We start from the raw sequence: 23,466 nt of genomic DNA, 5'->3' as shown, positions 1-23,466 counted from the left end.
CCAGACTTCCGGTTAATACCAATCTGCTTAGATATGGGATGATTTAATTCGTTAAATTGTCCCAATACTTATTCAGAACGGTATAAATTAAGGGAGCCATATACATGCTTTGATCCCTACATTTCGTACCAATGCGCGGCGATAATGTAAGTTAAACAAGCACCATGCTACCGGCCCAAGTAAACCAGCCAAAATAAGCCATCGCTTAATTGGCATGCCTTTTTTAATCGTTTCCAAATACATCACGGCTATAAACACACAACTTAGTAAAACAATAAACAAATCTACACCCTATACCAATTCGCTTAATTAAGTGATCTATTTTGAGGTAAGAAAATCGTGTCGATAACAAGGCAAAAATTCGTTATTTAACTCCTGCATTACCCTGCATCCATGTATCAGAATTTTTAACGCTGTTAACGTCAGATTTAATCACTCAAATTGATTAAGTATTACTACGGATTGGTATTAAATAGCCTAAAAATAAGGCGTGTATTCTAGCGTTATTTTGGTTGAATTTACAGCAATAAACCTCTTACATACAAAAAAGCCGAGCCATCTAAATTAAGGCTCGGCTTTTTTAGAGTTTATAACTTACTTTTCAGCACGACCCATGAATTTATGTTCAACAGTATTTATACGAATACGGTCACCTGTTGAAATATGCTCAGGCACAGAAATATTTAAGCCTGTAGACATACGTGCAGGTTTTGAACGAGCGCTTGCAGAAGCCCCTTTAATTGAAGGATCGGTTTCTTCAACAACAAGCTCAACACTTGATGGTAAATCAAGGCCTACTGGTGCACCGTCAATGATAATAACGTGCACACCTTGGGTTTCTTCATTTACAAATTGAATCTCTTCGCTAATAGCATCTTTATTTAAGTTATATGGCGTGTAATCTTCGTTATCCATGAAAACATACTCGTCGCCATCAATATACGACAACATTGCTTCGCGACGTGTTAAATCAGCAAGCGTTAGCATATCGCTGTCTTTAAATGTTTCATCCACTTTGCTGCCAGTTACTACATCGTATAAACGCATTCGATATAAACTGCCACCAGCACGGCCTTGCGGCACAGAGCGCACAATATCTTTTACAACTAGCACTCGGCCATTAAAATCAATAGCAGTACCTTTTTTAACATCACTCGCCTTTGGCATGTGTGAATTCCTATTATTTTTTGATTGCGAGAAACATACCACGAACTCAGGATTCTTCAATAGAAACAAAACAACTTAGTGATACTTTTTGAATAATACTTAAAATCAGCGCCCCTTAATAGCGGCGCTGATTTATTAAGAGTGACTTTAAAAGCGGACTTTAACGCCAGCAGATAGCTCACTCACATCGTTTTTTGACACTTTATAGTAGCTATACTTGAGTAGTAACTCGGTATTTTTATAAATCGAATACCCAACCGAACCACCCGCATAAAGCTTGGTCGTATGCTTTTTAGACTCTAGCGTTGCACCATTGGTTATATCACTTTGTATTTTATATTGATGGCGATAAGCCCCCAAAAACAACTTAGTACTAAATGATTCAGCAGGCATAAATAGATATCCGACTTCCGTGGCAACACCTTTTGGTAAAATTGGAACATAACGCGCGTAGTCATTATGAAGGTCATTTGGTGTTGTTGTATCCGCTGTTAATTCAACACGTCCTTGCCCTAAATCAATATACCGTATTGCAACTTCCCAATTAGGAGCTAGCTCATAGTAAGCGCCCACAGACCAACTAGTATCTTTATCATCAACTGAAATAGTCTTAACATCACTGTCCGTTATTGCCAAAGAATGCTTAGCTTTAGCTTGACCTACAGTTCCCTCAAAAGACCATGCATCAGCGAGTGCATTGCCACTTATCAAGCAACTTGTAGTAATTATCGCAAAACTTGGAAACAATGACTTTCGACGGCTAAATACCAACATTGAAATCAGCAACAACCCAACGCCTCCCATACTTCCTCCCGATGACTTATTACTAATAGAAACTGATTTTACTGCACTAACGGTAATTTCAACTTGTGCCGAAGATTTAGCTCCTTTACTGTCTTTAATTGTATAGTCAACAGTATCAACACCTTCAAAACCTACCTTTGGCATGTATTGTAAAGTGCCATTAATATTAATTGATACAGTGCCATAAGTTGCCGCTGCACTAATAATAAATAATTCATCCATATCAATATCAGTATCATTACCAAGTACATCAATTTCTATTGATACGCGATCGGTGGTGCTGGCTGTATCAAATATTGCTGTTGGTGCATTATTTTCCACCAAGTTAACCTTAGCATTATTGTTAGATGTTCCTCCTTGTCCATCAGTAATGCTGTATTCAATGGTCGCAATACCGATAAATGATGTAGGCGGAGTATAAAGTATCTGATTATCAATAATACTCACTTGCCCAAAATCAACCGTCGCCCCTGTCAGTGTTAATGTATCTCCATCTATGTCTGTGTCATTTTCTAACACATCAATAGTAATAGATTCACCTGCACCTATCGTTACTTCATCTTGATTTGCTTGTGGTAATTGATTCGTTGTTCGCACAACAGCAACACCGCCAGGATCTACAATAGAGCCATTTGCTTTTCCATCATCATCATTTGGACCACCGTCAACAATTTGTAATTGCACACACCATGCGCCCTCCGCTAGCCCTTGCGTCCATTCACTACTTCTTGGTGGTGGGCAATAACCTGGTTCACCCGCAGCAGATAATATTTGGTCCTGTGCTGTTGATACAAAATCAGCCCATTGGCCTTCTTTAAACTTTCTATAAGTGGAATTTTGTGAGATTGGCTTTCTTTGTGGTAATACAATACTGTAGGTATCTCCAGGGTTTGGAAGCCCTGTCGCGATAAAGTCAAATACTCCACCAATATTAAATGCGTTAGCGTCGGCTGGTAATTCACTCTCTAATAATTGAACCCCTCCTGTCACATTTTGTATAACAGTCACGCCCTTTCTAACACAGACACCTGGCTCGCCTTCAACTAAAAACTTGTCACTGTCTTTAACTTGACCTTGTATCACATTACATTGACTAATAGCATCTAGGTAATCAGGTATGCCGTCATTATCAGTATCGGTAAAGCCTTCTTGATCATCCGGTATTAGATCGCCATCAGAATCACCCGAGTCGAGGGTATCAAGAGACTGTACTACTTCAATATAGATTTCTTTTGTTGTTGATAAGTTTGGTTCACCGTCATCTTCAGCAGTCACTGACACTTTATAATTACCCGGAGCAAGTGATTGCGTTGAAAAAACAAATTCCCCCTCATTTGTACTGGTATTCGTTAATTGGTTATCTTGTGATAACCAATTTAGTGTTACGTTATCACTTGGGTTTACATCCTCTGCGACCCCAGTAATAGTGACTAACTCCTCGCCTATCGTGACAAGCGATCTAGCTTCCTCATTTTGCTTAATCGATGTAGAGATTGTAGGCGCTACATTATCTTCAACAATCGTAATATTAACCGTTGATCTCGCACCTAGATTTAACGTATTCGCTAATGAAACAATAATTGTTTCATTGCCTTCAATTTCTGAGTCAGCAAAAACAGTAAAGCTTACTTGCCCCTGGACGCCGCTTTCAATAACTAATTCACTTGATGTTAAATCGTGGTCAGCACTGTTGGCCGTACCTGAAACGGTATAAGGAATTGTTACAGGATAGGTCGGTGACTCACCATTTAAAAATACATTAAAGTGATATGTTTGATCCTCTGCTACTTGGCTATCTTTACTTAAAGAAATAAGCGGATTAACATTAATGCTCTGTGTAGCAATTGCTTCAAGCCCATTACTGTCAAAAGCCTGCCAATACACCAAATGACTTCCAGGAGTAAACAATGACGTTGAATCAACGAGTGATACTGCCAATCGGTTACCTTGATTGTCAGTAGCAAGCGGTACACCTAAATCCACCTTAGTGAACAATCCTTTAGCATTAATATCCAAATCAACCGGTGTTTCAATCGTTGGCACATCATCTGTTTGTTTATTCAACGTTAATTTAGCAGTCGTTCTACTTCTTGCTTTATCTGGATCTTCAATCAGGTAACTAATCTGAATAATCCCTTGCGTACTCGCTTGCGATTTATATGCAATTACACCATTTTCAATTGTTACACTACCCACGCTCGCGCTTGCACCGATAATACTCAATGGCTGCTCATCAGCATCGGTATCATTGGCTAATACATCCAATAAATACGTATTTTCCTCATTTATATCTAATGAGAATACATCAGGATTCGCAACCGGTCGGTCATTCACTGAAACAACATTCAAGCTTACCGTAGCGATTGCAGATTGTTCTGTACCATCGCTTGCAATGTACGTAAAACTGTCAATACCAAAGTAATTCGCATTTGGTGAGTACGTAAACACATTGCCTTGCTTACTTAAAGTACCAAACTGAGGCTGCGATATGGCTGTTAGCGTAAGTATATCGTCATCAAAATCTGAGACATCTGGAGCAAAAGTAATGGAAGCGTCTTCAAGAACATCTAACATCATATTTTGTGACACTGGGGCTTTATTTGTCTTGCTTACTGTTACTGTAAATGCTGGTAAGCGTGCTTCAAGCTGTCCGTCAGTTACTGCAATAACAATATTAGTAAATTGACCTGTATTTTCTCTTGCTGGTATGCCACTAAGTTGCCCTGTTGCGCTATTAAAGCTAGCCCAACTTGGCTTATTAATGATACTGAAGGTTAATGCATCCCCATCCATATCTTGTGCACTTGGTGTAAAGCTGTACGACTCTTCTTCATTAACCTGTGTTGTCGGCGTACCCGTGATTGTTGGTGCGTCATTAGTATTAATAACCGTAATATTAAATGGCGCTAAACTTTGAGTCACTGTTGCATCATTAACACTTATAATGATGTTACTGTAGCTACCTACCTGCGCATTGAGTGGCGTACCACTTAATTTTCCGGTTTCGCTATTAAAGCTCGCCCAACTAGGTTTATTACTAATACTAAAGGTCAGCGTATCATTATCCGTATCGCTTGCTATCGGGATAAATAAATACTCACTGTCTTCGTTCACTGATGCCGCAGGTATCCCACTTATCAACGGTGCATCATTAACACTGTCGACCGTAATCGAAATACGTGCAAACTCTGAATCAAGCTCACCATCATTAGCAACAATGCTCACAGAGTCACTGCCATTAAAGTTACTGTTTGGTGTATAAATAAGTATGTTACCGGTTAAGGTCGCACTGCCATTAACAGGCTCAGTTACCACTCGATAGCTTAGAGACTGCTCTTCAATATCATTACCCGATAGAGTAACCGTTAGCGCTGTATCTTCATTTGTTGAAAGTACTTGCCCAGCTACCGTAGGTGCATCATTAATTGCATTGATAATTAACGATACAGTGACTTCATCAGAATCAATTTCACCGTCGTTGGCCACAAACGTAAAGCTGTCTGTACCATTAATGTTTTCGTTCGTCGTATAAAGCCAACTATCGTTACTTTGCTGTACCAAAGTTCCTTTGCTTGGCGCATTGACTATCCGGTAACTTAACGTGTCTTGATCTATATCTGTTGCAACTAACGTCAGTAATATTGAGCCATCTTCATCCAGTGATTGCGATTGCGCAACGCCAACCGGTTTATCATTCACGGGGGCGACACTCATAGTCACTGTCGCTATATTTGATACAGCTGCGTTGCTATCTTCAACCGTATAGGTAAAGCTATCATCGCCAAAAAAGTTCGCTTGAGGCGTGTAAACAATTGCACCAGTTGCTGATACGCTCACTGATCCATTTGCAGGGTTAGTAACAATCGTTACAGAGCTCGCGTTAAGGCTATCACCAATATCAACATCACTATCATTACCTAGAACATTGACCTCAAACTGCCCTTCTTCTTGTAACTGTGCAGTGTTATCAACGGCAACTGGGGCATCATTTATCGCCGTAATACTCAGTGTAACTGTGGCTGGTAGCGAAGTAAGTCCTTCACTGTCAGTAACGGTGTAAGTAAAACTGTGAACCCCATTTATATTTGCTTTAGGGGTAATTGCTAAACTACCATCAAGGTTCACGCTTACGCTGGCAAAATCATATTCACCTGCACCATCGCCTTTATTTTCTAACAGCACATTTGCGCCATTAAAACCTTGGTCTTCTACATCTGAATCATTCGCTAAAATAGCCACACTGGTCGCAGTATCTTCATCGGTCGTCACTGCATCATTAACGACAACCGGACGGTCATTCACCGCACCTATATTTACCGTAACGGTTCCTGGCAGTGACACACCGCCTTCGCTGTCGGTAATGGTGTACGTGAAACTGTCTTGCCCTGTAACGTTCGTATCTGGGGTATACACAAAGGTGCCCGCAGCTTGGTCAAACACCACTTGCCCTGAGCTTGGCGCTCTGACTAAGTTAATCGTGCCCGTTGGGATGGTGTCTTCCACATCGCTGGCCAGTGAACGCACATTGGTCACTGCTGATGCGGTGTCTTCATCCACACTTAAGCTGATAGCTTGTACCTCAGGTAGGTCGTTCACTGGGGTAATGGTGACTGTCACTGTCGCCGCTGTTGAGGTATTCAATGCCGCATCTTTTACCGTATAAGTAAAGGTGTCTGTCCCCGTTACATTGCTGTTCGGTGTATACATGGCAATGCCGTTGGTGATACTTACTGTACCTTTACTCGCGGGTAATACAATAGCTGCTGAAGCGACCACTAGGTCATCTTCTGCATCACTGTCATTCGCTACCAAGCTAAAGTTCACTGGCGTGTCTTCTGCAGTGGTGGCACTGTCATCCATGGCAACCGGTGCATCAGCAACCGGCGCTACCGTAAGTGTTACTGTCTGTACCTCCGATAACGCACCTGCGCTATCACGAACTTGGAAGGTGAAGCTGTCGCCGTGGTTTTCACTGCCGTCATGTTGATAACTAAAGCTACCATCGCTGTTTAAGCTGACACTACCAAATTGTGGTTGACTGACCAGCTCTACGCTGAGTATGTCGCCTGCATCATCATCGCTGGCGTTACTTAATAACCCGTTTGCAAGTGCCACGGTTAAGGTCGCGGCTTCATCGAGGTTAAACGCGAAGTTTTGCCCTACCGGCACATCATTGGTGTTGGTTACCTCTAATGTAAATGGCGTTAAACTGGCGCTATCTGTGCCATCGTTAACACTGATAGTAATAGCCGCGTAGCTGCCCACATCCTCGTTTTGTGGCGTGCCCGTTAATTCGCCCGTGCTGGTGTCAAAGCTAGCCCAACTTGGCTTATTAATGATACTGAAGGTTAATGCATCCCCATCCATATCTTGTGCACTTGGTGTAAAGCTGTACGACTCTTCTTCATTAACCTGTGTTGTCGGCGTACCCGTGATTGTTGGTGCGTCATTAGTATTAATAACCGTAATATTAAATGGCGCTAAACTTTGAGTCACTGTTGCATCATTAACACTTATAATGATGTTACTGTAGCTACCTACCTGCGCATTGAGTGGCGTACCACTTAATTTTCCGGTTTCGCTATTAAAGCTCGCCCAACTAGGTTTATTACTAATACTAAAGGTCAGCGTATCATTATCCGTATCGCTTGCTATCGGGATAAATAAATACTCACTGTCTTCGTTCACTGATGCCGCAGGTATCCCACTTATCAACGGTGCATCATTAACACTGTCGACCGTAATCGAAATACGTGCAAACTCTGAATCAAGCTCACCATCATTAGCAACAATGCTCACAGAGTCACTGCCATTAAAGTTACTGTTTGGTGTATAAATAAGTATGTTACCGGTTAAGGTCGCACTGCCATTAACAGGCTCAGTTACCACTCGATAGCTTAGAGACTGCTCTTCAATATCATTACCCGATAGAGTAACCGTTAGCGCTGTATCTTCATTTGTTGAAAGTACTTGCCCAGCTACCGTAGGTGCATCATTAATTGCATTGATAATTAACGATACAGTGACTTCATCAGAATCAATTTCACCGTCGTTGGCCACAAACGTAAAGCTGTCTGTACCATTAATGTTTTCGTTCGTCGTATAAAGCCAACTATCGTTACTTTGCTGTACCAAAGTTCCTTTGCTTGGCGCATTGACTATCCGGTAACTTAACGTGTCTTGATCTATATCTGTTGCAACTAACGTCAGTAATATTGAGCCATCTTCATCCAGTGATTGCGATTGCGCAACGCCAACCGGTTTATCATTCACGGGGGCGACACTCATAGTCACTGTCGCTATATTTGATACAGCTGCGTTGCTATCTTCAACCGTATAGGTAAAGCTATCATCGCCAAAAAAGTTCGCTTGAGGCGTGTAAACAATTGCACCAGTTGCTGATACGCTCACTGATCCATTTGCAGGGTTAGTAACAATCGTTACAGAGCTCGCGTTAAGGCTATCACCAATATCAACATCACTATCATTACCTAGAACATTGACCTCAAACTGCCCTTCTTCTTGTAACTGTGCTGTGTTATCAACGGCAACTGGGGCATCATTTATCGCCGTAATACTCAGTGTAACTGTGGCTGGCAGCGAAGTAAGTCCTTCACTGTCAGTAACGGTGTAAGTAAAACTGTGAACCCCATTTATATTTGCTTTAGGGGTAATTGCTAAACTACCATCAAGGTTCACGCTTACGCTGGCAAAATCATATTCACCTGCACCATCGCCTTTATTTTCTAACAGCACATTTGCGCCATTAAAACCTTGGTCTTCTACATCTGAATCATTCGCTAAAATAGCCACACTGGTCGCAGTATCTTCATCGGTCGTCACTGCATCATTAACGACAACCGGACGGTCATTCACCGCACCTATATTTACCGTCACAGAGGCTGTATTTGATGCCAAACCATTGCTGTCGGCTATCGTATAAGTAAATGTATCGCTTCCGTTTTCATTGCCTGTAGGTGTATAAATTAAAGTACCGTCATTTTGATCAACACTCACTGACCCTTTGGATGGTTGTGCTACAACACTAATATCACCCGTTGGAATAGTATCTTCTATATCGGTAGCGTTGCTTCTAATTGAAAGTGCAGAAGTTGGTGTATCTTCATCGACCATCTCATTAAAGTTAATAGCAATCGGCGCATCATTCACTGGGGTTATAGTAATCGATACAGTCGCTTTTTCAGATATTAAACCCGTGCTGTCTTTTACTGTATATGTAAATGAATCTGTACCAGATACATTACTCAATGGTGTATAAGTTACGATTCCATTTGCAATACTAGCTTGCCCTTTAGTCGGTGTGTCCACTATCGCAGCAGAAGATACAACCATATTATCTTCAGCGTCACTGTCATTACTAACAACACTAAAAGTAACAGGAGTATCTTCATCAGTTGTTATAGAGTCGGCAACCACAATAGGGGCATCTTCTACTGGCGTAACGGTAAAGCTTACCGTCTGAACTGCTGACTTGTCTCCTGCGGCATCTTCTACCTGGTAGGTGAAACTATCAGACGTGCTTTCACTGCCATCATGTTGATAACTAAAGCTACCGTCGCTATTAAGCGTAACCGTACCCGATGACGGGTTTGTCACTTTCACTGCAGTGAATGTATCACCGCTATCAAGGTCATCATCAGTGGCATTGCTTAATACACCATTAACAGGGATGGCTGCAAATAATGCCCCTTCATCTAAACTAAATACAAAGTTTTGACCTACAGGCGCATCATTGGTATTTTTTACTTCAATATCAAATATCATCGCTGCGCTATCTTCAGTACCATCGGATACCTTTATACTGACATTCGCTGAGGTACCTACATCTTGATCGGTGGGTGTTCCTGACAGTAAACCTGTGGCCGTATCAAATGTTGCCCAACTTGGCTTATTAGTAATACTAAACGTATGTATGTCGCTTGTATCCGGATCAGTGAGCGTTGCGGTAAAGCTGTATTGAGAATCTTCATCTATTGTCGCCAATGGCGTACCTGATAGTACCGGTTTAATGTTGTAGCTTTTAACAATTGTTGCCGTTACATCGCTGGCTTCATTCCCAGCGGTATCTGATACTGTCACCGAAAGTGTAAGTGTACCTTCATTTAAAGTGGTTACATTAACACCCGTAACCTGAGCTGAAGCTCCCGTTATTGCTCTAGAATTACCTATAATTTCATTAGAGCCATCAGTCACTTTGTAAGTAAATGAACCGCTGCTTTCAAGCCCATTTAGAGTAAAACCTAACGCGGCTTCATTATCTCGAGTAATCGTATCTTGAGTTATTAAAACGCTGTGCCCTGTCGGTGCAATATTATCAGTCACCGTTACTGTGAATGATTTTTTAAACGATGACGAAGCATCATCCGCTTGCACACATACTATGTAGGTGCCTGCTGAAATGGCGGCTTGAGTTTCTAGCACGCTCCCATTAATTTGAAAGCTACTGTTACCACTATTTGATGAACACGAACCACTGGCTGATGAACTAGGAGCTACCAATGTGTAAGTATGCGTACTATCATCAAGATCCGTTGTACTTAAAGTCCCAACATCAGCGCCCAAAGACACTAAAGATTGATTGATGTTTGTTGCCGATAAAGTAATGTCTGTTGGATCATCATTTACACCCACTACTTTAACCGTAGAAGAACCAAAACTACCTGTAGATCTATCAACACCACCATTAGATGTACCACCGCTATCTTTTATAGACGTTAGCGTTACAACTCTATCTCCTTCTGTCGGTGATTCACTCGTATTTTTATAAGCTAAGAAAGGAACATAGTTCTGCCATACGGCCGCAGTGTCTGAGGCGACAATCGTTACCGTTGCCTTTGAACCGCTAAGAGTGACAACATAACTAAAATTAACTGACCCCGAATATGTACCGGATGCATTATTTTCTAGCCTAATAACATCAGTGCCAAATTGAAGGAACTCATTGCCAATATCTTTTACATTACTTACCGTCAGTAATATTTGCTCAATATTTTGTCCGCTTTCAATAGCATTAATAGAGGCTGAAGAGAAAATACCAACTTGTGAGCCATTTTCTGTAAATGTTGGATTAGCCCCGACTGCTGATACAGTAGGAGCATCGTTAACCGAGGTAATTGTAACTGATGCCTGATTAGTACCTGTACTATCTACGACACCATCATTAAAGGTATAGTCAAGCACAGTTGCATTTAGAGGAGTATCTGAGTTATTGCCGTAGGTAATTGCTTGCGCAACAGAGTCTACAATTGCAGAAGTAGCATTGCTATTAAATGTTAGCGTTAAAGTACCTGCCGAGTTTGTGGTAACAGTCCCTACACTATTACCGTTATAACTAAATGTATTACCTTCAGTTAACGTCCCTAATAGCCCCGAATGACCAAATCGATCTTCGGCACTCGCACCGCCACGTCGGCGAATAGTTAAGCTAGCATTGTTGTAATCCCCTGCGTTGCTGTTAAGTGCATCAAGTTCAGCATCTGCAATTGTCATATCGCTATCAATGCTCACTGCACTTAAACCTTCGATAAACGTAGCACCGCCATTAAGCGAGCTAAATGTAGGCGCAGAATTTGCTGAAACAAATGTAATAACGGAATCTGATCCGCTATCAGCAACCGTAAAGGCCAAATCATTACCAGGCGCATTAGTAAGTGAAAGAGTAAGTTCAGAAATATTAAAATCGGTGGCGTTGGTATCTACTTCTAATGTACTCGTGCCATTAAAACGAACGTTACTGGCTGAAAGCCCTGTGATACCGGTAATAGTAATACGATCGCCTGCGGCTAAATCGGTAATTGTGTCCCCTGATAACTGTGATGAGCTACCTACAAAATTATCATTACCTGCATTGCCTGTTAGCGTATCTGTACCAGCGCCTGGGCGTAAAGTATCGGCGCCAGAGCCACCTTTAAGTACATCATCACCATTAAAATCTGATGAGGTCATGGTTAAAATGTCGGCGCTAAATGCACTTGCATCCAGGGTCACTGCGGCTGTAATTGCACTGCCACTAACATTAGAAAAAGACACAACGCCAGCATCAGTATTAAAATTATCGGTTAAGGTGATAGTCGTGTTGCTATTAGTGCCGATTGCCAGGTTTTCAATACCCGATACGGTAGTGCCAGTAAAATTAAAGGCGCCACCATCCATGAGTTTTAGCGTATCAGCGCCAGCAGAGCCTGTAATGGCAGTATTAAAATCATTAATATTATTAACATCAATTGCTACTGTTGCTGCAGAGGCTAAGCTTAATGTACCAATATTAAAGAATGAGCCAGAAGTCACGTCAGCACCGTCAGTGACACTCACCTTATCTGCAGCATTTAGATCTGAGGTTAATGAACCACTAAACCCAGCGCCACCAAGTGCAAAGGTCATTGCTGTATTACTAGATCTATCTATTATATTTTGAGTTGCAGAGACTATCGTAATTGTTCTACTGTTTGAAGAATCATCAAGTACGTTGTAAGTTTCAACATCACTGAAAGTAGAAAAATCGCCATCGCCATAAACATCAATTGTTTCAGAACCTATTGCAGATATAGTGCCTGTAAAACCGGCGTGTTGCGAACGCGTCATTGAAACCCGTGCACCACTGCTAAGTGTTAGGTTTTCAATATTGGAAACTGTTGCTCCAGTAATATCCCCCGTATTACTGATAGATAGCGTATCATTAACGCTTGCTTCACCTGTTATTGTTCCAGTAAACGTTAATCCACTGACATCAAACGTATTTGCATCGGTTGTTGATGCGCTTGTCACATTAACAGACGAAGAACCTAACGTAATTGTTCGTGTATTTGTTGAATCATCACCAACGTTAAACGCTTCAATATTGCTAAGTGTTGTAAAGTTACCATCACCCGAAACCGTAATCGTTTCAGCGCCAGACGCTGTAATAGTGCCTGTAAATGTACTCACTTGCGCTGCAGATAAAGCCACCGATGAGTTTGTTGCAAGGGTTAAGTTTTCAAAACTAGACACTGTAGCACTTGTGGTGTCGGCACCTGTTGCCATGCTTAATGTATCGGTACCACCATTTGCATTGAGTGTACCTGTAACCGTTAAACCTGCAATATTTACCGTATCATTGCCCGTGCTGCCTGTTATATTTTGTGAGCCATTTGATAAGGTAATTGTGTTTGCACTACCGAGCACATACGTTTCAATATCATTCGCAGCAATTAAACTATTAGTTGCGTCTGAAATGGTAATTTGATCAGTGCCTGAGCCTATAATTGTAGTAAACGCGTTATGCTGCGCTACTTTCATAGTCAGAGATCCACCGCCGCTCAAATTAAGTGTTTCAAAGTTTGAGATTGTCGCAGCGGCTATACTTGCACCATCGATAAGTAGAAGTGTATCAGTACCATCCCCACCATCGAGGGTTCCTCTGTACGCAAAGTTGGAAATATCGACTGAATCAGCTAAATTACTACCTGTAACAGACTGGTCTCTGTCTACAAGCGTTAATGCAATGGGTGTATTTAAAACGTATGTTGCGATCGTGCTATTTGCCGTTAAATTTGCATCGCCCCCACTGCCTGCTGTAATCGTAAAGACAGGAGCCCCGCTCCCCGAAATCGTTGTAAATTGCTCATGCTGCGCTTCACTTAGCGTTAAAGTGACGCTGCTAGGCACTGATAATGTTTCAAAGCCTGTTAATGTAGTAAAAGCCGTTAAATCGGATCCAGTCGGAACGTGAATGGTATCTGTACCAGTACCACCATCAGCCACTGAACCTGTAATATGTGATGGATTGCTTATCGTTAATGTTTCGTTGTCACTACTAAACATAATTGCCGGATTTAAATTTGTACCATCTAAGGTACTAAAACCCGCCGCTGTAGAACTAGCCGCTGTAAGGTTAGCCACTGAAATTGTCGCTGTACGGCTAATACTGTTTTCAGTGCCATCATTGATAACAACTGACACTGTCCGCGAAGTTGTGTTGGGCGACGAACTGGTATTGTTATACGTGATTGCTTTAAGGAAAGTGGCAACTTCAGACGTTGTTGCTGTTGCACCTGTAATAGAAATTGTATCTTGTAAACTAATATCAGATGCACCACTAATACCCCCGAGTGCATTTTGCGCACTGGCAGATACATTAAGACCTTCAAACAATCCGTCTTGATCATTTGTTAATGCAACGGTTATTGTTGTTATTGTGTCGCCATCACTATCCTCTGCACTAGCATCGGGCGCAATCACGGGAGCAGGGCTGCCTTCAGTAAACGCCGAAAAACTCCCTGTACCTGGAATCCCACCATTTAAATCAACAACCGGAACTGAGTTGCTTGGCGCTGCGGCTGTAAAAATAATGTTGTCTATACCAACCCCATGCCCACTAGAATTATTTTCATAACTCATGATTACTGAGTTAACCGATGTCCAATCTGTGGGGCTTAACGTGGCAATAAGGTCACTCAGCTCTGGATCATTATCTGCAATGGTCACTGCTGTGCCGTTATCTGGCGTAAAAATATAGTTTTGACCCAAGCCTACATTAGTAAATTCACCTATGTCGAACTGAGTAATACTAACAGGTGCGCTAAAAGTCAAAGTCCATGTTTCTCCAACTCTTGAAGTGTTTGAATGAAGAAAGCCACTTTCAACTGTGAGTGGATTGCCAGCAGACTGGGTAGCAGTTAACGTAATACCATCCACAGTGCTCGTTAGTGTTGACGTATTGCCACCACTTACATTGTTAAACGTATAGGTTCCTGCAGAGGCATTAACGCTATATAAAGTAGACATTATCAATGCCAACTTTGTAAAATTACGACATGTACCTTGACCTCTAGGGATCTGTGTTATTGTGGAAGATGTTGAATTGAAATGCATTACCTTAATCCTTAATATCAATACTCTTTAGGTACAAGCCTTTAATCATGACTTTATAGAGCTACTTATACGTCGCCTATTATGTAAGCGTGCGACTAATTTAATTGCCTTTACTCATATGGAGCAATATACGGCTACTTTTTATAATTATCGTTAGTACAAAACTTCAATTGTAAACTGATTTTCCACTACCTCTATTTATTCAAAATGTATAAAAACACAACAACAAACTGTTCTTATCAAAATATTTATAATCGAGCACCATACAAAACATCAGTTGGCTCTACACAAAGCCAACTATTAAATTAATTACTATTAAATAATTAACTGCGTGACGGATAAATCCCCTGTAGTGCAATAAGCCAATTTAATGGCAATACAGGGTTCACTATTTCTACAGGCAAATTATTACCTGTACTTCCAATAACCACGGTTCCTCCAGTACTGCCACCAGAAACTGTGAGTCCTTGAATCTCAGTCAGGGTTACTCCTCCCAACCCAGGTGATATATAGTTAGCGCTGGTGCTACCTGCTGCTAAATATGAATTACTAACGGGCGTTTGTAGCACACCTTTATCGGTGGCTACTTCGAGTTTTCCCTTAGTACTTGAATCACTGTTAGCCGTGAAAGCAGCTGTATGGGTGTGCTCTGGCAACTGGCTTTTATCAAGTATAACCCTCTCACTTCCCATTTTAATGCCCTGTTGATAGCTAAATCCCCCTGGCATGGTACCTTGTCCAACAGGACTGCGACCTCGCAAGTCAGGTATAGCAAATGTGGTGCGTCCATCACCACCGTATAAAGTACCGAGCAAAGAATATAATGCTGCATTCTCGCTGATCGCTTGCACCTGTCCAAAACAGGTTGCCCAAGTTCGAATCGTAAAAATGCCGCCAAAAGTAGTCAGTGTGCCAATAAATGGTTCAGTTGCCATGTATAATTCCTTCATATTTTGTTTAAATGCTTTTTTATAAAACGCACTGTAGAGTGTATTTTATCGCTTTGGGAAATACCGCTGTCACGAGTTAGTCGCAATTAGTGTTTACATAAATCTAGGAACCACCATCACCTACTCAGTCACAAACACAGCGTGCTACGCCTATTAACACTTATCTAAACACACGGTACCGGTATCAATAACACATACGGTTAACTCAGCGGCATCGTCACTGGTAGGAAAGCGCCAATAAATCCCTGTAGTTCTATAGCGTAATAGTGTCATTTGTCCATATTTATCAAAGTAACTTGGAACTTCACAAACCCTATCATGGAAGTTTTCTAGCTTTTCATCGCCTAAAAATGTATCAGTAAAAATTCCATACCGGGTATTTCTATAATCGTGATCTCACTATTGACGATGGTCTACTCACCCGTGCCTTTACTCTGCATTATTTTTGCGGTTTTACTACTATCGGGGTAAATACCACCGTTAAAAGAATAAGCAATCAGCTCATACCCACCGTGGTTTGTTAGACCTATTTTTATATTCATATCTACCTCGCCTCTGAAGTGGTAATCAGATAATAGTTAGACCACAGGAATAACAAACTACATTGGCCTTACCGCAACCACGCCATATCACTTTATCTCAACTACACCATCATATTTATAGCTTATAAATTGTAAGTAAGTATTGACCTACTGCAAAATTATGCACCATTAATACAATTCATATTCTCCAATATTTGCCCAGGTTCTAATGCAAATAGCAGTGCAAATCGATAGCCATCAAAGCCACCCTGTGATGTGCCAATGAAATCTAACTTAACGGCTCCATCATATGTTTTTATAATCAAACCTTGTTTTTTATCAAGCTCTACAACAGTACCAGGGCTGACCCCCTTCAATGTAGAATCGACTTTAGTTGCTTGTAGTAATTGAAAAGTACCTTCGCGAAATTGAAAAAGCGCACATAGGCTATCAAAATTACCCGCTCTTGCCATATTAACAATGTCGCGAGCGCTGTGTTTGTACCAATTAATAAATAAATCTAACTGCTGCAATGCAGGTGCTGGTTTAACGTTTTTTTGTTCTTGTTGACGCCACTGTAGTTTACTTTGCTCACTCAACTGAAAAAATTGCGAAACTAAATAAGGTAAGGCTTGATTTGTTTTTTGATATAAACACTGAATTGTGTCAAACGGGTGGATCTCTATATCAACATCCAATGCAATATCGCCACAGTCTAATTCTTCGGTTACTCTGTGCAATGTTAATTTGGTGAGTGTTTCACCATTTCTTAATTGCCAATAAAGTGGTTGTGGCCCTCTGTATTCAGGTAAAGGACTTGGGTGAATATTCATCAACTCACCATTGAAATACTGGATCAATGGCGCTCTTATTTTGTGTCTAAATAAATAAATCAACCCACAATTGATAGCTAGTCTATCTAACTGAGCAATCAGTGTTTCGTCTTGTGCTTTAACGTAAGATAACGTCGTTATACCTTGCTGTTGTAACCAGTGTTGCAGCTGTATTAAATCGGGGTTCGGTTCACCCTCAACCAACACCACACAGCCTAATAAATTGCTTTGAAGTAAGTATTGAATTGCAGGTAGACTTTGGCAGCTACCTGTAAAAAAAGCTATTTTTTTCACTTTAATCACCCTGTACTTTGACAGGGACAAACCCAGGCAAACCAGTTAATTGATAATAAAACTGCACAGTATCACCGCTATTGGCAACAAAATGAGTGTGTTCAATATCTCTGGGTTTAACGTCTATATAGAACGTCATATCAGGCCTTGGGTGTGTAATCCCTGAGTCATACTGACCAACACTCTCATCAGCAAATGTGTTGATATGCGTATAAATAGCTAAAACACGCTTATTCATATCTTGAATATTGCTGGGTAAAGTAATTTGGTTTGCAGGAATAACTTTTACGCCGTCCTGCAGCTCAAGTTCCTGCATATTTAACAACGTTGATTTGTTAATACTTAAAATTTCACCGAGTTCAACTCTATCTTGCTGTGCGCTTTTATTAATAGTGATCGAATGACTGTAATCTACATCTTTCCATTGTTGATTAAACTCGGTTTCTCCTATCACCATCATGCCTTTCACTGAGACATTTTGTGGGATCATCCAACCATCAATGGTTAAAAATTGCACCAAATGTTTGGCAATACTTAGCTGCCCTTCTTTCGTGAAACCATGCTGCATTGCCTCTAGCACAAGAATATCTATCGACTCAGTAGGGTGATACTGGGTAGCATCAGCTTCTTCAATTCGCAAAACATAATCGCCAAGTTGTAAGTCTTTAACTAACTGCTGCAACGATAATATTGCCCCAGGGTGAACATCTACCAAAATTACGTTGACCTGCTTTGACGTAAATTTATTACTCTCTTTATAGTGACTCAACAAAGGCAGCAGCAACGGTGCAAATGGGCCACAGGCGGGGTATAAAATGGTGATGGAAGACGAGTGCTTAAGCTTGCTTTCTATCGCTTGATCAATCCCACGTGCATAACCTTGAATACGATACACATCTTTTATGGTGTGTTTGCAGTTATGAGGAGACATAATTAAACCAGAGCCTGACACATATTGCCGCGTTAGCTGCTCTTGGCTGAGCTGTGCTAATGCCATTGATTGCACAGCATGATCATACATAGACTCAAAAGCGTTCACTAATTGAAGGTGTTCGACTTGCGTGTTGCTCAATACCAAAGTCATTGTATCAACAAAGCTTTTTTGCAAAACTTGTTGGCGTTGTTCAGTTGTTAATTTGGACTTTAGAAGAGACTCAAGCTGAGTACGTATTGAATGTTTTAATAGCTCATCAATGTGGGGCTCTGCATATTCCAAACACGCTTTAGGATGAGAGCTATATGTTTTCATAATTAAGCATTTCCTTGGACTTTGATTACCATGTAAAATCTTCATTCGTTAATACTACATTCAGCTAACATTTTAATCCACAAGGCTTAGAATGCAATTATTTTTGCATAAATATCAATAATAGTTACTTTAAATAATAAACTAAGAAGAAATTACTAAACCATTGATTAAAGGGAATTTATAAAAAACAATATGCCACAAACTTGCTGTAAAAAATATTACACTTTATTACACGGCATTGTTTATTATTACATGTATAAAATCGGACTTAAGTTCCCCTTTGCAGTCTTTACAATAAAATAGATTTTAAAGGATCCAGTAAATACGCTACTTGAAGCTAACCTTCAAATAGCGTATTACTTTTAGCTAGGACGTGTTGACCTTTGTGGATTGAAATTTGTTCAATCTAGGGGCGATTAAATCGCGGCGTGAGGTTTATAACCTAGTGGGCTAAGCAACAAAGAGTCTAGTCGATGCGTTTGCTTATTTTGTATTGGTCTGCGGCTAATCGGCTGATAAAAGCTTTTGCACAGCATATTAAAGTGTTTAAATATTGGTTAAACACCAATAGCAACCTAACGCCATCATGATTAACTTTAAACACAATACAGATAAGCAGTTAACTGAGGTTGAAAATATTTTAGCCTTTCTTACTGATATAGGTATAAACCACCGGTATGAAACGTTACACGAAAAGACTTTTTTACCTGGCCTTAAAATAGAACAAGGCACTTTATTACTTGATTTAGAAAAATTGTTATATCCAGGTGATATTCTTCATGAAGCAGGTCATATTGCAGTTACTTCAGAAACGACAAGAACGTGTTTAACAGGGGATATGAAAAACCATGATCATCAAGCGGCCGAAGAAATGACTGCAATAGCTTGGTCGTGGGCAGCAGCTTGCTATTTAAATATCGCCCCGGATATTTTATTTCATGAACAGGGTTATAAAGGGGCATCTGATAACTTAATCGAGGCCTTTACCAACAGCACTGGTTTTGGTTACCCTCTTTTATATTCATGGTTTATGTGTGAACAGCCCAATCACCCAAACGGCTATCCAAACATGTTAAGGTGGCTAAGAAATGACGCTTATACACAAGCTCAGCTAAAATAGTCGTAGTAGATTTTATAAGGAATATGAGTGCTTAATAACAGCCTTACGCCAAAGCAGCTAACTATGTTGTGCAACGATTTAGCACAACTTAGATTAATTGCCGATTTAACACTTGCGCCTAAAATGCCTTATTTTGCCAATAAACCCTACCCAATAGGGCGTTGTAGAGAAATTCGCGATGAAGTGTTTTCATTATTGCAAATACAACTACCACAAACAGATAAACCAGGTCTGTGCTTATTAAAAAAGCGTATTAACCAAGGTACCGATTTAAAAAAAGCATGGGGGTCATTACGAGATGAATACTTTCAAAACGCACTCATATTCGGGCCATGGTATATCGATGTTGCCAATGACACCGTTAATGCAAATAAGCCAAGAGTCGAAATTTTACCTTTGGCAACATCCAAATTTACAACAATTGAAAGTTTTACTCAGTTTATAAAAATAGCCCGTCCATACTGGCAAGTCGAAATATACAAAAATGATGTGTGCCCAGCTCTAGCACCTTATATGCCATTGCTTTGCGTAGGTAATAATGGATCTAGTTGGTTGGCGGCTGCTAACGATGACATGCTGAATGTTGCAATTAATAGTAATTTTGAAGAATCGAAACTCATTTTAAATTCTTTACCAAGCGCCCCCGATTCAATTACAAAGCGTTGGAAAGAAGTTCTATTACAATTCACTCATGAATATTACTTAACAGCCAAAGGGGATCCCACAGAGTTTTGCCTTCTTTATAGTAAAAATACAACTAAACCAGATCTCGCTCAACGTGATGCCGCTGTCATTGCCTATTCGTCTTTACCAAAGTCAGTTTAGCCTATTAACTGGTTTACTTTAGGTAAGCAAGCCTTGTTGGTAACAAGGTAAAAATTCATTATTTAGTTGCTCTTTGTCAGAAGTTTTTAACGCCGTTAACGCCAGATTTAATACCACACATTGATTAAGTATTATTGCGGGTTGGTATAATATCTCATAGGCTGATTTTTGTATTTAGAAGGTTTATCTCTGTATCAATATAAATAACTTCCAATACTTCAGTGTATTAATGCTAAAAAAAATGAAGACAATCGATATTTCGTATCACAAAACTAATAAAATAATGCTATGGTATGTGTACCGAGTATGACTTCAAGGAATGGATCATGGACCAAATAAGAGTGCATGAGTATTTAATTAAAAAGCCACTTGTTCAAGTTACAAAACCGTTTGCTCAAGAGGTTGATGTTTATAAAGTGAATCATAAAATGTTTGCTACTCTTGCCGTTGGCAATGATGGTGAAACAAATGACGATGGAGAAATTATTTGGTGGCTTAATTTAAAGTGCGATCCCGATGAAGCACTTTCGTTACGCGACATTTTCCCTGCAGTGATCCCAGGCTATCATATGAATAAACGGTTATGGAATACTGTTATTTTAGATGGTTCGATTCCACAAGGCGAAATAGAACGAATGATCGATAATTCATTTAATTTAGTCGTGGAAAACATGCCAGAAAAAGATCGCAAAACAATAGAGCAGCATTTGTAAACGTCTACTTCTATTAGGGGCTAGCTTTCTAGCCCAATAAACCCACCTAGCGTTGTTAACCTTTCAAGATTAGAATCTTCCAGTCTTGGGCTGTTTAATAGCCTTGATAAATTTGTAACTTAGAATGCTTAACGCTGTTAGCGCCAGGTTTAATCCCTCAAATTGATTATGTATTATTGCGCATTGGTATTAGACTTTGAGTGTGTAAATTAAATCATCATAACGCGTACCAGCAATAATATGTGATTGAGGTATAGTATCTGTCTGTGTTAATCCGCATTTGCTCAATACATTTTCTGAGCTTGTATTACCCCGTGTCACCACAGCTTTAAACTGTTTGATACCACATTCTTGCCACGCCCATTCGATTACGGTTCTTAACGACTCAGTTGCGTACCCTTTAGAGAAGTGTTTTGGTAAAAATAAATACCCTAGTTCGGCAGTTATTCCATCATAAGTAAAACCAGTAACACCTATAACCTCCTGTGTTTCATTGTTGATAACAGCAAAGCATAATGGATGGCGAGAGTCTGGATCCCAAATAGGTAAGCGCTGCTCAAACCGCTGCCTCACAAATACTTCTTTTGGCATGTCAAAGCAATATTCAAGCACGTCGGGTTCACGATGGAGCTGCAAAAAAACAGACCAATCAGCATCACTCAATTGCCGCATTTTTAATCGTTCTGTAAATAACTGCATAGGCCCTCTACAAATGATTATTAATAAAAGCACGAAAAACAATCGCAATAACTTATAAATTCTTAAGTAAAAAGCCGCTCACTTATAAAGTGAGCGGCTATAAATTATATAAAAACCAAGTAGAACCAATTAGCCTTTATATTTACTCATTACTAAAGTCGCGTTTGTGCCACCAAAGCCAAAGCTATTTGACATAACCGTATTGAGTTCAACATCACGACGTTCAGTAATAATATCTAAACCAGCCGCTTGCTCATCTAGGTCATCAATATTAATTGAAGGCGCTACAAAGCTGTGCTCTAACATTAATAATGAAAAGATTGCTTCGTGAACACCCGCAGCACCTAGAGCATGGCCTGTCATAGCTTTAGTTGCACTGATCATTGGTGACTTACCGCCAAACACTTCTTGAATTGCACCAAGCTCTTTAACGTCGCCTACAGGTGTAGATGTACCGTGAGTATTTAAGTAATCAATACTGTCTACATCTTGCATAGCTTGGCGCATACAACGTGCCGCACCTTCGCCAGATGGCGCAACCATGTCGTAGCCATCTGATGTTGCACCGTAGCCAACAATTTCAGCGTAAATGTGTGCGCCACGCGCAAGGGCATGTTCAAGTTCTTCAACTACAACAATACCGCCACCGCCAGAAATAACAAAACCATCACGGTTTGCATCATATGTACGAGATGCTTTTTCAGGTGTTTCGTTGTATTTAGTAGAAAGTGCGCCCATAGCGTCAAATTCCATTGCTAATGTCCAGTGTAATTCTTCACCGCCACCAGCAAATACAACGTCTTGTTTACCAAGTTGAATTTGTTCTACCGCGTTACCAATACAATGCGCCGACGTAGCACATGCTGAGCTAATTGAATAGTTAACACCTTTAATTTTAAAAGGGGTTGCTAAACAAGCAGAAGTTGTACTTGCCATAGTACGTGGCACCATATAAGGCCCCACACGTTTTACGCCTTTTTCACGTAAAATATCAGCTGCTTCTACTTGCCATTTAGACGAACCGCCACCAGAGCCAACAATAATACCCGTGCGCTCATTAGATACTTGTTCGTCAGACAAACCTGAGTCTTCGATTGCTTGTGTCATCGAAATATAAGAATAAGCAGCAGCATCACCCATAAAGCGCATTGCTTTGCGATCAACATGGGCTTTAACATCAATATCAATTTTACCCGATACGTTACTACGTAACTTATAATCAGCAAATTCTTGGTTAAAAGCGATACCGCTCTTACCTGTTTTTAGCGATTCTAATACTTCTTCTTTGTTGTTACCGATACTTGATACAACACCGATACCTGTAATTACAGCTCTTCTCATGGGTAATTCCCTTAGCTTAATACTCAATTGTGTTCTATTTTACGCGAATTTAATCACCTAAGTGGTCAGCTTTCTAGCGT

General features: G+C 40.4%; 12 protein-coding genes. 3 read left to right on the top strand and 9 right to left on the bottom strand.

Going from position 1 to position 23,466, the window contains the following annotated elements; all coding sequences use genetic code 11:
- Window positions 1–87 precede the first annotated feature (87 nt).
- From AC0VZ4_RS06220 to AC0VZ4_RS06190, 7 genes are all read right to left on the bottom strand, one after another.
- Window positions 88–282 (bottom strand): hypothetical protein, encoded by a 195-nt coding sequence (locus AC0VZ4_RS06220; RefSeq protein ID WP_475441212.1) that lies wholly within the window; start codon window positions 280–282, stop codon window positions 88–90.
- A 312-nt stretch (window positions 283–594) separates the two neighbouring features.
- Window positions 595–1,167, bottom strand: a complete 573-nt coding sequence (gene efpL / locus AC0VZ4_RS06215; protein WP_475441211.1) for an elongation factor P-like protein EfpL — start codon at window positions 1,165–1,167, stop codon at window positions 595–597.
- A 147-nt stretch (window positions 1,168–1,314) separates the two neighbouring features.
- A complete protein-coding gene (locus AC0VZ4_RS06210) occupies window positions 1,315–14,754 on the bottom strand; it encodes a tandem-95 repeat protein (protein WP_475441210.1) in 13,440 nt (4,479 codons plus the stop codon).
- Window positions 14,755–15,164: 410 nt separating this feature from the next.
- Window positions 15,165–15,776: a phage tail protein gene (locus AC0VZ4_RS06205; RefSeq protein ID WP_475441209.1), complete on the bottom strand. Its 612-nt coding sequence runs from the start codon at window positions 15,774–15,776 to the stop codon at window positions 15,165–15,167.
- 428 nt (window positions 15,777–16,204) lie between these two features.
- Window positions 16,205–16,333 carry a hypothetical protein gene (locus AC0VZ4_RS06200; protein ID WP_475441208.1) on the bottom strand — a complete coding sequence of 43 codons (129 nt, stop codon included), beginning with the start codon at window positions 16,331–16,333 and terminating at the stop codon, window positions 16,205–16,207.
- 158 nt (window positions 16,334–16,491) lie between these two features.
- Entirely contained in the window at window positions 16,492–17,439 is a 948-nt protein-coding gene (locus AC0VZ4_RS06195; protein WP_475441207.1) for a methionyl-tRNA formyltransferase, read from the bottom strand.
- A gap of 1 nt (window position 17,440) precedes the next feature.
- The gene (locus AC0VZ4_RS06190) at window positions 17,441–18,688 is read right to left on the bottom strand and encodes an SAM-dependent methyltransferase (protein ID WP_475441206.1); all 1,248 of its coding nucleotides are present in this window, start codon (window positions 18,686–18,688) and stop codon (window positions 17,441–17,443) included.
- A 586-nt stretch (window positions 18,689–19,274) separates the two neighbouring features.
- Here AC0VZ4_RS06190 and AC0VZ4_RS06185 point away from each other — a divergent pair.
- From AC0VZ4_RS06185 to AC0VZ4_RS06175, 3 genes are all read left to right on the top strand, one after another.
- Window positions 19,275–19,808: a hypothetical protein gene (locus AC0VZ4_RS06185; protein WP_475441205.1), complete on the top strand. Its 534-nt coding sequence runs from the start codon at window positions 19,275–19,277 to the stop codon at window positions 19,806–19,808.
- 27 nt (window positions 19,809–19,835) lie between these two features.
- Window positions 19,836–20,633 carry a hypothetical protein gene (locus AC0VZ4_RS06180; protein ID WP_475441204.1) on the top strand — a complete coding sequence of 266 codons (798 nt, stop codon included), beginning with the start codon at window positions 19,836–19,838 and terminating at the stop codon, window positions 20,631–20,633.
- Window positions 20,634–20,959: 326 nt separating this feature from the next.
- Window positions 20,960–21,346, top strand: coding sequence for an MmcQ/YjbR family DNA-binding protein (locus AC0VZ4_RS06175; protein ID WP_007377720.1), 387 nt, complete (start codon window positions 20,960–20,962; stop codon window positions 21,344–21,346).
- 189 nt (window positions 21,347–21,535) lie between these two features.
- Here AC0VZ4_RS06175 and AC0VZ4_RS06170 read toward each other — a convergent pair whose 3' ends face one another.
- Both AC0VZ4_RS06170 and fabB read right to left on the bottom strand, forming a co-directional pair.
- Window positions 21,536–22,045: a GNAT family N-acetyltransferase gene (locus tag AC0VZ4_RS06170; protein ID WP_033028241.1), complete on the bottom strand. Its 510-nt coding sequence runs from the start codon at window positions 22,043–22,045 to the stop codon at window positions 21,536–21,538.
- A 129-nt stretch (window positions 22,046–22,174) separates the two neighbouring features.
- Complete coding sequence (fabB, locus tag AC0VZ4_RS06165) at window positions 22,175–23,386, bottom strand: beta-ketoacyl-ACP synthase I (protein WP_007377718.1); 1,212 nt, start codon at window positions 23,384–23,386, stop codon at window positions 22,175–22,177.
- Window positions 23,387–23,466 lie beyond the last annotated feature (80 nt).

It is taken from the genome of Pseudoalteromonas sp. QJM3NY_22 (assembly GCF_056173065.1).
This window is presented reverse-complemented; position numbering and strand designations above follow the sequence as displayed.

Excerpts from the sequence above, each read along its gene's own strand:
- efpL (WP_475441211.1), bottom strand. The coding sequence starts at position 1,167 with ATGCCAAAGGCGAGTGATGTTAAAAAAGGTACTGCTATTGATTTTAAT.
- fabB (WP_007377718.1), bottom strand. The coding sequence starts at position 23,386 with ATGAGAAGAGCTGTAATTACAGGTATCGGTGTTGTATCAAGTATCGGT.
- AC0VZ4_RS06200 (WP_475441208.1), bottom strand. The coding sequence starts at position 16,333 with ATGAATATAAAAATAGGTCTAACAAACCACGGTGGGTATGAGCTGATT.
- AC0VZ4_RS06190 (WP_475441206.1), bottom strand. The coding sequence starts at position 18,688 with ATGAAAACATATAGCTCTCATCCTAAAGCGTGTTTGGAATATGCAGAG.
- AC0VZ4_RS06205 (WP_475441209.1), bottom strand. The coding sequence starts at position 15,776 with ATGGCAACTGAACCATTTATTGGCACACTGACTACTTTTGGCGGCATT.
- AC0VZ4_RS06185 (WP_475441205.1), top strand. The coding sequence starts at position 19,275 with ATGATTAACTTTAAACACAATACAGATAAGCAGTTAACTGAGGTTGAA.
- AC0VZ4_RS06210 (WP_475441210.1), bottom strand. The coding sequence starts at position 14,754 with ATGTCTACTTTATATAGCGTTAATGCCTCTGCAGGAACCTATACGTTT.
- AC0VZ4_RS06175 (WP_007377720.1), top strand. The coding sequence starts at position 20,960 with ATGGACCAAATAAGAGTGCATGAGTATTTAATTAAAAAGCCACTTGTT.
- AC0VZ4_RS06170 (WP_033028241.1), bottom strand. The coding sequence starts at position 22,045 with ATGCAGTTATTTACAGAACGATTAAAAATGCGGCAATTGAGTGATGCT.